Consider the following 13,610-nt stretch of genomic DNA (forward strand, 5'->3'; position numbering starts at 1 on the left):
ACGGGATTTACCTATTGAAATGAAGGGTTGACGCTTTCACGTCAACCCTTCATTTTTGAAGCTCTCCAGCTCTCCAGCTCTCCAGCTCTCCAGCTCGCTAGCGCTCTATATCATCCCGATCACCATGATGTGAGTTATCGTAAATCTCACGACCATCGCGTTGGGTTTTCAGCAGCGAAAGGTTCCACATGTATTGCTCTGGATGCGGGCGAACTAAGTCTTCAATCGCTTGGTTCATCGCGCGAGCATCGGTCTCTTCATCGCCTGTTGGGAAGTTTTCAAGTGCAGGTAAGATGTGTACTTCATACTTACCGGATTTATCGTTGTAGGCAGGCAGAACAGGGACGACTTTTGCTTTTGATAGGCGAGCCATTTTACCGAAACCTTTGAGCGTGGCTTTCTCTGTACCAAAGAAAGGAACAAACACTGAGTTGGCAGGGCCAAAGTCTTCGTCTGGTAACCAGTAACCTAGATAACCGTCCTTAATTGAGCGAACAAAAGGTTTTACCCCCGCTTCACGGGCAAAGATACGACCACCATATTGCATGCGTTGAACCTGCATCAGCCAGTCACCAATTGGATTGCGCTGAGGTTTCATAATGGTGGTGACTTTATAACCTTTAGCGGCAAGCATAACCGCAGGGTAGTCAACCGCCCACGCATGAGGCGCTAGGATGATTACGTTCTCGCCAGCATCCAGCAGCGGTAAGATGTTTTCCTCTCCAATCATCACGCCACGGCTTTGGTTGTGTTTGGTTGAGCGCACTAAAAATTCAGAGTAACCCAATAGGTACTGCGCAGCCTTGACGAAAGTTTCTTCAAGGATCTCTTGGCGCTCTTGCTCAGACTTTTCAGGGAAACAGTATCTTAGGTTAACGCGAGCTCGTCGGACTACACGGCCATTTTTGCGCACGGCAAAGACGGATAACTTGCGTGCAAGCGCATCACGCCAGCGATATGGAATAAAAGCAAATAACCCAGCAAACAAGATACCTAACCAAGTGCCCCAATGTTTAGGGTGGAGGAAAGACCACTCAAAAGTTGGGTTGTGCAGGTGTTTATCTATGCTGTTTTTTTCATTGGTGCTCATTCAGCAGGGCCTATTCTATTGATAACGAGAGTTGGTTAGCGTTTCATCTGGCAGTGACTTGAAGCGTTTGTGTAGCCACATCCACTGTTCTGGAGCACGCATAATAATCTCTTCGACAAATTTATTCATATATGCCGCAGCGGCGGTTTCATCTTTTTTCGGGTAGTCAGGCTCAATATTCTTATCAGCGATAATTTCGTACTTACCTTGGCTGTTTCTAAAGCCAGAGCCCGGGATAATGGCACACTTACTGGTGTAAGCGAGAATGCTCGTCCCTGTCGTGGTGCAGGCTTCTTCAACCGCAAAGAATGGCACAAACACTGATTTATTATGTCCGTAATCTTGATCTGGCAGATAGAATAGGCGATGTCCCTGACGCAATACGCGAATCATCTGCTTAAGGTCGGTACGGTAGATAAGTTTGTTGCCATTGCGTGTGCGACCACGGTACTGAATGAATTCATAGGCAGGGTTGCTATGCGGGCGGTAAGCGCCATAGCCTTGCAAACCCAATACTCCAAAAGCACGCGCAGTGATCTCAAGGTTGAGGGCATGAACACAACAAAGTAAGACACCTTTGCCTTCTTTACCTAAGCGCTTGAGCTCTTCAACGTCTTTGGTCTGTAAAATACGTTTAAAGCGCCATGTCGGCCAAAACCAGGTAATCCCGGTTTCAATTAAGGCCATACCGGTATTTTTGAAGTTTTCTGCAACGCTTTTATCTATCTCACTCTGTGACATGTCTGGAAAAGCGAGTTCGAAGTTTCTTCTCGCGACATGTACACGGGATTTGCCAAAGCGCATCCCTAAACGACCGATGCTTTGCCCTAAACGCAGTAATAGCGGGTAAGGGAGAACATTAACAATCAATGCGAGCAGTCCAAAGCCGAGCCAAACTCCCCAGTTTCTCGGGTGTAGTAAGGAAAGGGTAAATGGAGGCGGTTGATTGTATTTATCTTTACTCATAGTGATTACTTAATTTGTGCGCTTAACAGTGCCCAGTATTCTTCAAAGTTTGCAGTCGGTTGGTATTTAAAATCAGAGCGAACGAATCGGTTTAAGCTTCCTTCTACCTGACCAAGCAGTTGGGCGGCTAATACTTTCTCATCAACAGGAAATGCTTTTCCTTCACGCAGCATACGCTCGCGTAGGATCTGACGGATAGAGGTTTCAATACGCTCAAATAGTTGATTGATACGGTCGCGCAAGCGTTCATTTTCAAACATTAGCGCGTGACCAGACAAGATACGGCTTAGACCTGGATTGCGCTCAGCAAAGGCCAGAATCAATTGCAGTACGAGTCGAATTCGAGTCAGAGTGTCTTTCTCTTCATCCAGAATGCGGTTGATACGCGACATTAAAGACTCTTCGATAAACTCGATTAAGCCTTCGAACATGCGCGCCTTACTTGGAAAGTGTCTGTACAGCGCGGCTTCTGAAACGCCAACTTGCTTAGCGAGTTTTGCGGTTGTAATGCGTGAAGCGCCTTCGTTGGACTCCAGCATTTCAGCCAATGCTTGCAAAATTTCATCTCGGCGGTTGGTTTTTCTTGTTCCGGCCATGAACCTTTTTCCTTATTGTTACCATTCTGAATAAAGCTTTGAGCAAAACAGCTCAAAGCCAACAACTTATGACGATTCCATTTATCGCGAAGGTTTGTTCTTCTTGAGAATAAATATGAGCTTTACGCTTCTAGTTTTTCCGCGATTGTCGTGATGATTTGCGAGGCAATTTGTTGCTTCGACGCAAGGGTAAGTGATTGCTTACCATCTTTCCAGTATACGGTGATTGCGTTGTCGTTGCTATTGAAGCCTTGCCCTTCGACAGAGACATCGTTAGCACAAATCATATCAAGATTCTTCTTGCTGAGCTTTGTACGTGCGTAGTGTTCTACGTCTTGAGTTTCGGCAGCAAACCCAACGGTAAATGGTCGAGATTCACTGAGAGCAGCGACAGATGCGATAATGTCGGGGTTCTTCACCATAGTGATGGTCATTTGATCACTATCATCGGTCTTTTTGATTTTTTGCTCGGCGATAGATTCAGGGCGATAGTCAGCAACTGCGGCGCAGCCGATAAAGATGTCATGAGTTTTTGCTTGCTCTATCGCAGCGTTATACATGCTTTGCGCACTGTCGACATCAATACGCTCTACACCTGCTGGTGTCGTTAGGGATACTGGGCCAGAAACGAGCGTTACTTTTGCTCCCTGTGCCACTGCAGCTTGCGCCAATGCAAAGCCCATTTTTCCAGAACTGTGGTTAGAGATGTAGCGCACTGGATCGATCGCTTCACGGGTTGGGCCTGCCGTGATCACCACGGATTTCCCTTTCAGTGGCTTATCAGCAAAAAACTGTTCACAACGCTCGACGAGCTGCATTGGTTCTAACATGCGCCCAGGGCCCACATCCCCACACGCTTGTTCGCCTGCCGCAGGGCCCCAAATATGCATACCACGACGCGCTAGGGTAGAGATATTCTCTTGGGTGGCGATATTGCGATACATCTGCTGATTCATCGCTGGCGAGACGGCAATGGGTGAGTCGGTGGCAAGCACTAATGTCGTGAGCAAATCGTTACCCATACCTGCGCTCATGCGGGCAATTAAATCCGCGGTTGCCGGTGCAAGTAGGACAAGATCAGCCCACTTGGCAAGCTCGATATGTCCCATAGAGGCTTCTGCAGCAGGATCGAGTAGGCTATCAGAGACAGGTCTGCCAGAGACTGCCTGCATGGTCAGTGGGGTAATAAATTCTTTAGCTGCTTTGGTCATAACCACTTGAACCTGCGCGCCGTGTTCAATAAGGCGGCGAGTCAGTTCAGCACATTTGTAAGCAGCGATACCACCACTAATACCTAATAGGATCTTTTTACCTGCGAGTGTTTGCATGATGATCTTCCTTAAAATTTCTGCCCGTAAGATACCACGGCTGATATTTACGTGCCTAGGGTCGCTATCTGAGTTATTAAATTTGAAAGTTGATTTGGTGCAAAGTTTGCCACACCTTTATCGCTACAGTGTTTCAAGCTCTGCGCTTAGTTAATCGCACTATTTCTTGCTCGGTTTTATCTATGATGCCTTCTTTATTTACTCTAACTTTTGCTGAGTTCATTACTGATGGGATATAGATGAACGCTTTACCAAAAGAATCCATGCCTAGAGAAAAGCTTCTATCACATGGCCCGCAATCGCTAACGGATGCCGAGCTTCTGGCGATATTTTTAAGAACGGGCACCCAAGGAATGAATGTTCTGGCTCTATCAGACCATTTGATTAAGGAATTTGGCTCACTCAGAGCGCTTTTTTCTGCGGATTTAGACCATTTTTGTCGTCATAAAGGGCTCGGTGTCGCTAAGTATGTTCAACTGCAAGCGGTACTAGAAATGACCCAACGCTACTTAGCTGAGACGCTAAAGCGTGGTGATGCCTTGACGAGCCCAGAACAAACTAAACTCTATCTATCTGGACTACTCAGAGATAAGCAGAGAGAAGAATTCTTTGTGCTCTTTTTAGACAATCAACATCGGGTAATATGTGGAGAGCCTCTGTTTCAAGGCACGATAGATGCTGCCTCTGTGTACCCAAGAGAAGTCGTTAAGCGCGCTTTAGAGCACAATTCAGCCGCTCTAATTTTGGCACATAATCACCCGTCAGGCGTTGCAGAGCCTAGTCAGAGCGATCGACGAATAACCCGACGAGTCAGTGATGCGTTAGCGCTAGTGGACATCCGCGTGCTAGACCACTTTGTGGTTGGCGATGGAGAGATTGTTTCCTTTGCGGAGCGCGGTTGGATTTAAATCACATTTTTAGTTGTGAGTTCGCTGATTTCTGCTACAATCCCCCGACATTTTTTAGCACATAAATCAGCTCTGCCTAAAAAAGATCACGAAAACCTGTAAAAAGGATCTGTTCGGGTCTTGAGCAATGCTACTCAAGTTAGTATAATGCGCGACCTTTGATAGCCTTGTATGGGTTTCCATAGCGGTATAAGACCTCAAACTTCTAATTTAGAAACTGAGAGGTTCGGCCACCAAGGTTGATATCGAGCTGAAACGATTTTGGAGAAGACATTCATGTCACGAGTATGCCAAGTAACTGGTAAGCGTCCAGTAACGGGTAACAACCGTTCACACGCACGCAATGCTACTAAGCGTCGTTTTCTGCCGAACCTACAAACTCATCGTTTCTGGGTAGAGAGCGAAAAACGTTTTGTTAAACTACGTCTATCTGCTAAAGGTATGCGTATCATCGATAAGAAAGGCATTGATGCTGTTCTTGTTGATATCCGTGCAAACGGCGTAAACGTTTAAGAGGAAATAGACAATGGCAAAGAAAGGCGTACGTGAGAAAATCCGTCTAGTATCTTCTGCAGGTACTGGTCACTTCTACACGACTGATAAGAACAAGCGTAACATGCCAGGCAAATTTGAGATCAAAAAGTTTGATCCAGTAGTTCGCCAGCACGTTATGTACAAAGAAGCTAAAATCAAGTAATTGATTCTTCTTTGAACTTCCTTCGGGAAGCGTGAATTGAAACCCAATCATAGCAATATGGTTGGGTTTTTTATTTTGGAGAGAAGGAACGGGCTACGCCCTCCGGGAACGGACTTCGTCCTGCAGAACGCTGCGCTTCGAGATCGGGCTTCGCCCTGCGAGAGAAATGTGTTGTTGGCTTATCGAAAATTGCTAGCGGCACTTGTTTTCTAATTGGATAAAATAATCCCGCATCCCGCATCCCGCATCCCGCATCCCGCATCCCGCATCCCGCACTCCTCGCCTATCTACCTCTTTTCTGCTACTTTTGAGTCAGTTAAAGGCAGATAAGTCAGACACTATGCGAGTTTCCCCTTCACGTCGTAGACGTTGGAACAATATTCTTATGTTAGGCATTATTGCGTTTATCGCTTTGCTTAACCTTCCTACTTTGATCAAAACCTATCTACTTGAGCCGACGGTGGTTGAAAGTCCTTATCCGTATTTGTTAAACCCTCAGGCAGAGTTACAAGCATTACATTTTTCTGATTGGTCACTGGAGAAAAACCAAGGACGTTGGCGTAGTACCGTCAATACCGCTATTCCGGAACAAGAACTTGCCCAGCGTTGGATTGATTTGGTGGGCACGGAAGTGACTCAAGATAACTTCGATAGCTTAAAGCCTCAGCTTAGTAGCCCCAGCTCAATTGAAGCCTGGTATTTAGATCAGGAAGAGCCACAAAGGATCACTTATTACCAAACCCCACAATTTTGGTTGCTGAAAAACTGGCAAGACAAGTGGATAGCCATTTCGGTTGAACCTCGCTATCTTATGCCTCAGTAAATCTACACTTTGTGTCGTATGCGATAGGAATAATTGATGCCTGAATTACCTGAAGTTGAAGTAAGCCGAATGGGGATCTCGCCTCACCTAATTGGTCAAACGGTGGCTAAACTGACATTTCGTACCCCCAAGCTGCGTTGGGACATACCAGTAGAGCTGAAAAAAATGGAAGGGCAGGTCATTAGAGGGATTTCTCGTCGAGCCAAGTATTTGTTGATCGAAACAGATGCTGGTAGCGCGATTGTCCATCTTGGGATGTCTGGTTCACTAAGAGTGCTAGATGCCGAGATCTCACCGGCTAAACATGATCATGTTGATCTTAAGTTAGCTAACGGTAAGGTACTGCGCTACAACGATCCAAGGCGTTTTGGCGCTTGGCTATGGACAGAAGATGGGACTCATGCCGCACTAGGTAGTATGGGGCCTGAGCCGCTAACCTCTGAATTCAATGCCGATTATATTGCTGAAAAGGCCGCGAATAAGCGCGTTGCGGTGAAGCAATTTATTATGGATAACAAGGTAGTAGTTGGCGTCGGAAACATCTACGCCAATGAGTCTCTGTTTAGTTCCGGTATCCATCCCACGCGACCTACCGGAAAGCTTACTGTGAAAGAGTGGAAATTATTAGTCAAAGAGATTAAGCGAGTACTGGATACTGCAATCAAACAAGGTGGAACGACGCTAAAAGACTTCGCTCAAGCCGATGGAAAACCAGGCTACTTTGCACAAGAACTGCAGGTTTATGGCAAAGCAGGTGAGCAATGCCCAACCTGTGGTGAACTTATCGAAGAGCAGAAGATCGGTCAGCGCAATACGTTTTTTTGCAATCAGTGTCAGTTATAAAATATTGAACAATGGTTAATATTTAATGACTAGTAGTTGGGCCTTCTAGTCGTTACAATTTGAGTAATTATGTGGAATTGAGATTGTAACATGAAGTATTTAGTGACAGGAGCTGCAGGTTTTATTGGCTCTGCAGTAGTGGAAAGGCTATGTGAAGCAGACCATTGTGTCGTAGGTATCGACAACCTGAATGACTATTACCAAGTATCGCTCAAGCATGACCGCCTAAAACGTATTCAGCATGAAAATTTTAAGTTTCTAGAAATGGACCTTGCAGATCGTAATGGAATTGCAAATCTGTTTAACGAAGAAAAATTTGACCGTGTTATTCACTTAGCCGCTCAAGCTGGCGTTCGTTATTCAATAGATAACCCGATGTCATACGCTGACAGCAACTTAGTTGGTCACCTTACTATTTTAGAGGGGTGTCGACATAATAAGGTTGAGCATCTTGTTTATGCCTCATCTAGTTCAGTATATGGTCTTAATCAAAAAATGCCTTTTAGTACCTCGGATTCGGTAGACCACCCCATTTCACTCTATGCTGCAACTAAAAAATCCAATGAGTTGATGGCTCACACATACTCCCATCTCTACGGTATTCCAACAACGGGGCTCAGGTTCTTTACTGTTTATGGACCATGGGGGCGCCCAGATATGGCTTTATTTAAGTTTACTAAGGCGATTGTCAATGGAGAAACAATTGACGTATATAACAACGGTGATATGCGTCGTGATTTCACTTATATCGACGATATTGTTGAAGGCATTGTCCGCATACAAGATGTTATTCCAGCCAAATCAAATGAATGGTCAGTTGAATCAGGCTCACTAGCAACAAGTTCTGCCCCATACAAGGTGTTTAACATTGGCCATGGAAGCCCAGTTAAGCTGATGGATTTCATTGAGTCTCTAGAGGCTTCCTTAGGTATTGAAGCTAAGAAGAATTTTATGCCAATGCAACCAGGAGATGTGTACGCAACATACGCTGAAACCGAAGACCTATTTGAAGCTACTGGTTACACACCTAAAGTAAAAGTGAAAGAAGGTGTACAAGCTTTTGTTGATTGGTACCGAAGCTACTACAAGATATAAAGCATACAGGCGAGGAAATCCCTCGCCTTTTTATATATGGGCCTTGGTTTTTAGCGCTTCCGCCACCACTTTCGGTACGAAGTTGGTCACATCACCACCGTGAATAGCTACTTCGCGTACTATGGTTGAAGAGATAAAAGCATGCTCTTCGGCTGGGGTTAAGAATACGCTCTCTAGTCCTGGCATAAGGCGGCGATACATGTTCGTTAGGCCAAATTCGTACTCGAAGTCGACTGTCGTACGCAGACCCCGAATCAAGACATTAGCCTGCTCTTGTTTGGCAAAGTCGACCATAAGGCCTGAAAAACCCTTAGAGCTGACGTTGTCTAGGTGCTTTGTGACTTGTTGAGCGAACTGAACACGCTCATCCAAGGTAAACATAGTGTTTTTACTTGGGCTAGCTGCAACGGCGATGATGACTTCATCAAACATATCTGCGGCACGTTCAATCAAGTCTAGGTGTCCGTTAGTAATAGGATCAAAAGTTCCCGGATAGATGACTCGGGATAGGCGTTTTTGGCTCACTTTGCACGTCTCTAATTTTTCCATCTCCTTCAATGTTAACAAAAAGGCTCACAATTACCCACTGAAGCCGTTATCATTGGAACAAAAGATAGATATGGATTGAGTGATGAAAAAAATACTGGTAGTGAGAAACGACAAAATCGGCGACTTTATGTTGGCTTGGCCGAGCTTTGCCATGCTTAAAGCCTCGCTACCAGATTGTCATGTTACAGCTCTGGTGCCTAATTATACGGTTGCGCTTGCAGAGCTATGCCCATGGATTGACCATGTGCTGGTCGACCCGACAAAGAAATCTTCAAAACATGCGCAGAAAGAGCTGATTGAGCAGATTCGTCACGAACAGTTTGATGCTTCGATTAACTTGTTTTCTACCTCTTATAACGCCAAGTTAATTTGGAAGGGCAAGGTTCCTTATCGCTTAGCTCCCGCGACTAAGCTCGCGCAGATTTTCTATAACAAGCGCATTAAGCAAAAACGTTCTCAATCGGCTAAGCCAGAGTTTGAATACAACCTAGATCTTATTCGCGCCTTTTTAAGTGATATTGGCAAGCCTATCGTTGAACCTTCAGCGCCTTACTTATCGTTTAGTTCACAGCAGTTAGAGCAGCAAAAAGGCAAGTTGGTACAACAACTCGAATTGGATGTAAACAAGCCTTGGGTTTATGTTCATGCCGGTAGTGGTGGCTCTGCCAATAATCTTTCTTTAGAGCAGTACACACAGCTTGTCAGCGGTTTAGCGGGAGAATTTGAAGTGGTGTTAACCGCTGGGCCAGGTGAAGAACAAAAAGCCGCTGAGTTGCAGCAATTGATGGTTAGCCGCGGCAGAAATGCGGCGCTTTATGATAACAACGATGGTTTGGTTGATTTTTCTTGCTCGATTGCTTGTGCCGATATGTTTATCGCAGGCTCAACTGGGCCGTTACATATTGCGGCGGCGATCGATGTGCCAACCGTTGGTTTCTTCCCAAGTAAACGTTCTGCCACGCCACTACGTTGGCGACCGATTAACTCAGAAGGGAATCATATCGCTTTTTGCCCACCACAAGCTGAAGATAAAGCAAGCCAGGAAGATATGGCGCGTATTGATGTCGAAAAGGTGTTGGAAGAGTTACAGCCTTGGGCTAATGCTAAATTAGCATAGAAAAGGCGACCTTATCGGTCGCCTTACAATTCAAGCGTTCAAAATTTTTCAGGCATCTTGTCGGTTTCTGTTCGAATCCATAAATCCGCATATTTGACAAAGGTAGAATGCGCAGAGAGTAGTGACAGCAGGAAGCCCTGTTTACCATCTAAAAAGCCGGCCTTAACGACATACATTTTCAAAAAGCAGCCTAATGCATGAAGGATACCTTGTGAGATACTGCTCTTTTTACCCTTTTTCTCTCGCTGCTCTGCCCACGCTTTCGCATAGCTTGCTGATTTAACTAAGTAATGGTTCATATCATTGTAAGTAAAGTGAATCAGGTCACCAGTAAGGTTTTCAACCTTCATCTCCCCAGTTACTTCGACTTTCTCGTGCACCAAGGCGTCATTGTACTGAGTCAGTTTCGTTGGATATAAGCGCAGAACGCGGTCTGGGTACCAGCCACAATGACGAATATAACGACCAAACACCCAACTTAAGCGCGCGGTTTGATAGATGGTTGAAGGCTCATTATTAGCAACCGTCGCTAAAATGCTCTCTTTCAGTTCAGGCGTGACACGCTCATCAGCATCGAGCCACAGAATATAATCTGACTCAACATAAGACTGCGCGATACGACGTTGGGGCCCAAACCCTGGCCACTCTTGATTGACGAAAAACTTGTCGGTAAAGGTTCGTGCCACTTGTTCGGTGTTGTCTGTACTTCCAGAGTCGAGGACGACAATTTCATCAACCCAGTCATGGACGGTTTCCAAGCAAGCTTTAAGATGCTGCGCTTCGTTTTTAACGATTAAGGCAACGGCAATGGTTGGTTTACTCACTAGGATACCTCTGGAGTGGATGATGGTAGGTTTAAATCAGAGACCACTTTATCAAACATGGTGATAACTTGCTGAGCCTTAATGCGTTGCATCGCGTTTTTGTCTTTCACTCGTGCGCGCCAACTCAGCTCTTTTGATGTTTTGCCTGTTTCCGCTTGAATCGCTTCTTCATAGGCCGACACTACATAGTGGCGATACTGATAGGGCCCTGTTCGCTCGGGATTATGATGAGCGTAAAGGCCAATGACTGGTGTGTTGACCGCGTTCGCCATATGGGCTGGGCCTGTGTCTGGTGCAACAACAAGATTGGCTTTATCCAATAGCGCTAACATCTCTTTGAGAGAACTTTTGCCAACTAAATTGCTCACTACAACATCAATTAAATTCTCGATTTTCGCGGCAAGATCTAGCTCTACCTGAGCAGGGCTCCCAGCTAAAATAATACTCCAGCCTGCTTGATGTGCATGCTGAATCAGTTTGGCATAACCTTCTGCTGTCCAGTTTTTATAGGCTTTACTGGCTGCCGGAACAATCACAAGGTTCGGCTTGGTCGCGTCAAGCTGAGCGGTTGCCCAGGTTAAATCATCCGCAGAGTAGTCAATCCGCCATTTCGGTGACATATCCTGTACACCGAGCGTTTCACCAAAGGCAAGTAGCCCATCGAGAACATGCATGGTTTGCGGAGAGGGGACTTTGACATTGGTAAATAAGCTTTGAAAGTCTTGGCTGCGCGTGGAATCAAAGCCAAGTTTGTACTTCGCCTTGATACCTAAGGTCGCAATGCTGGCTCTAAACGCGTATTGCATATGCAGGAGAGCGTCGAACTGAAAATCTTTTAGCTCGCGCCACAGCGATTTGTAGCCTGACCAGCCATCTTTTTTATCAAACACCACTACGGTGATGTTATCTATATCTTCAATTAACTTTGCTTCTAGCTTGCCTGTTATCCAGACTATTTCAGTCTCAGGCCACTGGCGCTGTATCGCTTGTACAGCCGCAACGGTATTGCAGACGTCACCAATCGCAGACAAGCGCAGTACGCAGAGAGATTTAGGAGCGGAGGAAAAAAGTGGCATAGTGAATTCAATTAGCGTGTATTAGCCAAGATTATGCAGAGAGGCTCAATAAATGTAAAATGGCGGCGCAAATAAATTGAGAGATCACCACGCATGAAGACTTTGCAGTTTGATAATCAGACCATATGGTATGACGAAGAGCTACTTAAAGAAGACCCTAAACAAGTTTTCGAACCAAGTTATTGGCAGCAAAACGACAAAGTTATTGGTAGCGCTCAAGGGCGTGGTACTACTTGGTTTGTACAAACAGAGTCAATGCCTGCAGCGCTGCGGCACTATCGTCGTGGTGGTCTATTTGGCAAACTGGTTAAAGACAGTTACCGCTTTTCAGGCTGGGAGCAAACGCGCAGTTACCAAGAGTTTCAGCTTTTGAAGACGCTAATCCAAGCGGGTGTCAGTGTCCCTAAGCCAATTGCTGCTCGTGCGATCAAAAGCAGTTTGAGTTATACCGCGGATTTGTTGAGTGAAAAGATACCCAATGCCAGAGATTTGGTATCGATTCTGGTAGAAAAGCCACTTTCTGCAGAGATATATCAGAAAATTGGCCAAGAAATCCGTAAGATGCATAACGCGCAAGTGAACCACACTGACCTCAATATCCACAATATCTTGCTTGATGAAGACGAAAAAGTTTGGATTATCGACTTTGATAAGTGCTACCAACAATCTGGCGAAAAGTGGAAGCAGAGCAATTTAGCAAGACTAAAGCGCTCTTTTGAGAAAGAAGTGGGGAAGAGACAGATTAAGTGGTCTCAGAGTGATTGGAAAAATTTAGGTGTTTAGGTAAGCATATGAAGATCTTTGTTATCAGTTTGATTGGCTCCGTTGAAAGAAGAGAGCGAGTTAAACAAGAGCTTAATGGTGTCTCATTTCAGTTTTTTGACGCCATAAATGGCCGTGAAGGGCTACCTGAAAGCTTAGAGCAGAGAATCGATGATAACCATAGAAAGCTCTTTAGAAGTAGACCCTTAACTCCAGGTGAAAGGGGCGTATACGCAAGTCATTATTCACTTTGGCAACAGTGTGTTGCACTTGATGAGCCGATCGTTATCTTAGAAGATGATTTCAAGGCAACTAAATACTTTGATGATGTCATTTCCCATTTAGATGAAATGGCGAAAAGATTCGATTATGTGCGCCTAGAGCCACAGTATACAGAAAGCCTAAACTTAGGGTTTGATGAAATCGTACAGAAAGTACTATGGTTGGATAACTCAAAAGGTGCTACGGGTTATATGTTGACACCAGCTGCGGCTAGAAAGTTCTTACAAGCTAGTGAGCGTTGGATATGTGCAGTAGACAACTTTATTTCTGAAACCTATTTGCATGGGGTGCCAAGTGTGGGTGTTATCCCTTACGCGATTTATGCGCCAAATGATATGGAAAGTACTATCCAAGGGTTGTCTAAGTTACAGAAAGTCCCTCTTATCTTCAAGGTGACGAGAGAGCTACATAGATTCTATCGTTTTTTGCTAATGTCTCTTTGGAACCGAAGAATGTTGAAGCAATTAAGAAAGTGATCTCTTACTTAGTTATGAAGCGCCACGATGCTTCATAACTAAAAGTAGTCTAGAGAGTAATTTTTCTGGCTTTGAACTGAGTGAGCTCTCCTGCTTCTATTTGAGTAATTAGTGAACTTAGAAAGACGGCAGCATGCTCCTTGAAAGAGATACCTTCAAAATCCAAGTAAGAGTATTC

At 45.1% G+C, this 13,610-nt stretch carries 16 protein-coding genes; 9 read left to right on the top strand and 7 right to left on the bottom strand.

What is annotated here, in order from left to right; all coding sequences use genetic code 11:
• Window positions 1-97: 97 nt before the first annotated feature.
• The 4 genes from lpxM to coaBC all read right to left on the bottom strand — a co-directional run bounded on the left by lpxM (window position 98) and on the right by coaBC (window position 3,980).
• Entirely contained in the window at window positions 98-1,090 is a 993-nt protein-coding gene (lpxM, locus tag AC6R00_RS12245; RefSeq protein WP_367937282.1) for a lauroyl-Kdo(2)-lipid IV(A) myristoyltransferase, read from the bottom strand.
• A gap of 15 nt (window positions 1,091-1,105) precedes the next feature.
• Window positions 1,106-2,056, bottom strand: a complete 951-nt coding sequence (locus AC6R00_RS12250) for a Kdo(2)-lipid IV(A) acyltransferase (protein WP_367937283.1) — start codon at window positions 2,054-2,056, stop codon at window positions 1,106-1,108.
• 5 nt (window positions 2,057-2,061) lie between these two features.
• Window positions 2,062-2,652, bottom strand: coding sequence for a nucleoid occlusion factor SlmA (gene slmA, locus AC6R00_RS12255; protein WP_004743839.1), 591 nt, complete (start codon window positions 2,650-2,652; stop codon window positions 2,062-2,064).
• 122 nt (window positions 2,653-2,774) lie between these two features.
• Window positions 2,775-3,980 (bottom strand): bifunctional phosphopantothenoylcysteine decarboxylase/phosphopantothenate--cysteine ligase CoaBC, encoded by a 1,206-nt coding sequence (gene coaBC, locus AC6R00_RS12260; RefSeq protein WP_367937284.1) that lies wholly within the window; start codon window positions 3,978-3,980, stop codon window positions 2,775-2,777.
• Window positions 3,981-4,219: 239 nt separating this feature from the next.
• Between coaBC and radC the strand changes: the two genes are divergently transcribed.
• The 6 genes from radC (at window position 4,220) to AC6R00_RS12290 (ending at window position 8,346) form a co-directional block, all read left to right on the top strand.
• Complete coding sequence (gene radC, locus AC6R00_RS12265; RefSeq protein WP_367937285.1) at window positions 4,220-4,888, top strand: RadC family protein; 669 nt, start codon at window positions 4,220-4,222, stop codon at window positions 4,886-4,888.
• Between the two features lie 276 nt (window positions 4,889-5,164).
• Window positions 5,165-5,401 carry a 50S ribosomal protein L28 gene (rpmB, locus tag AC6R00_RS12270; protein ID WP_004743834.1) on the top strand — a complete coding sequence of 79 codons (237 nt, stop codon included), beginning with the start codon at window positions 5,165-5,167 and terminating at the stop codon, window positions 5,399-5,401.
• Between the two features lie 13 nt (window positions 5,402-5,414).
• Window positions 5,415-5,585 carry a 50S ribosomal protein L33 gene (gene rpmG / locus AC6R00_RS12275; RefSeq protein WP_004410866.1) on the top strand — a complete coding sequence of 57 codons (171 nt, stop codon included), beginning with the start codon at window positions 5,415-5,417 and terminating at the stop codon, window positions 5,583-5,585.
• A 340-nt stretch (window positions 5,586-5,925) separates the two neighbouring features.
• Entirely contained in the window at window positions 5,926-6,408 is a 483-nt protein-coding gene (locus AC6R00_RS12280) for a hypothetical protein (RefSeq protein WP_500640674.1), read from the top strand.
• A gap of 36 nt (window positions 6,409-6,444) precedes the next feature.
• Complete coding sequence (gene mutM, locus AC6R00_RS12285) at window positions 6,445-7,251, top strand: bifunctional DNA-formamidopyrimidine glycosylase/DNA-(apurinic or apyrimidinic site) lyase (protein WP_500640583.1); 807 nt, start codon at window positions 6,445-6,447, stop codon at window positions 7,249-7,251.
• 90 nt (window positions 7,252-7,341) lie between these two features.
• Window positions 7,342-8,346, top strand: a complete 1,005-nt coding sequence (locus AC6R00_RS12290; RefSeq protein WP_500640584.1) for an NAD-dependent epimerase — start codon at window positions 7,342-7,344, stop codon at window positions 8,344-8,346.
• A gap of 30 nt (window positions 8,347-8,376) precedes the next feature.
• On the opposite strand, the gene coaD is transcribed toward AC6R00_RS12290, so the two are convergent.
• A complete protein-coding gene (gene coaD, locus AC6R00_RS12295; RefSeq protein ID WP_500640675.1) occupies window positions 8,377-8,871 on the bottom strand; it encodes a pantetheine-phosphate adenylyltransferase in 495 nt (164 codons plus the stop codon).
• 106 nt (window positions 8,872-8,977) lie between these two features.
• Between coaD and AC6R00_RS12300 the strand changes: the two genes are divergently transcribed.
• On the top strand, window positions 8,978-10,012 hold the full coding sequence (locus AC6R00_RS12300; protein ID WP_500640585.1) for a glycosyltransferase family 9 protein: 1,035 nt from the start codon (window positions 8,978-8,980) through the stop codon (window positions 10,010-10,012).
• A gap of 38 nt (window positions 10,013-10,050) precedes the next feature.
• On the opposite strand, the gene AC6R00_RS12305 is transcribed toward AC6R00_RS12300, so the two are convergent.
• Both AC6R00_RS12305 and AC6R00_RS12310 read right to left on the bottom strand, forming a co-directional pair.
• A complete protein-coding gene (locus AC6R00_RS12305) occupies window positions 10,051-10,836 on the bottom strand; it encodes a glycosyltransferase family 2 protein (RefSeq protein WP_500640586.1) in 786 nt (261 codons plus the stop codon).
• Window positions 10,836-11,912 carry a glycosyltransferase family 9 protein gene (locus AC6R00_RS12310; RefSeq protein ID WP_500640587.1) on the bottom strand — a complete coding sequence of 359 codons (1,077 nt, stop codon included), beginning with the start codon at window positions 11,910-11,912 and terminating at the stop codon, window positions 10,836-10,838. The genes AC6R00_RS12305 and AC6R00_RS12310 overlap by 1 nt, the downstream gene beginning before the upstream one ends.
• 93 nt (window positions 11,913-12,005) lie before the next feature.
• Here AC6R00_RS12310 and AC6R00_RS12315 point away from each other — a divergent pair, with 93 nt between their 5' ends.
• Together AC6R00_RS12315 and AC6R00_RS12320 are read left to right on the top strand one after the other, a co-directional pair.
• Window positions 12,006-12,695 (top strand): 3-deoxy-D-manno-octulosonic acid kinase, encoded by a 690-nt coding sequence (locus AC6R00_RS12315; protein ID WP_500640588.1) that lies wholly within the window; start codon window positions 12,006-12,008, stop codon window positions 12,693-12,695.
• Window positions 12,696-12,703: 8 nt separating this feature from the next.
• On the top strand, window positions 12,704-13,432 hold the full coding sequence (locus tag AC6R00_RS12320; protein ID WP_500640589.1) for a glycosyltransferase family 25 protein: 729 nt from the start codon (window positions 12,704-12,706) through the stop codon (window positions 13,430-13,432).
• The last annotated feature ends 178 nt before the right edge of the window (window positions 13,433-13,610 follow it).

The organism is Vibrio sp. R10-SF1-ISO8 (assembly GCF_059833805.1).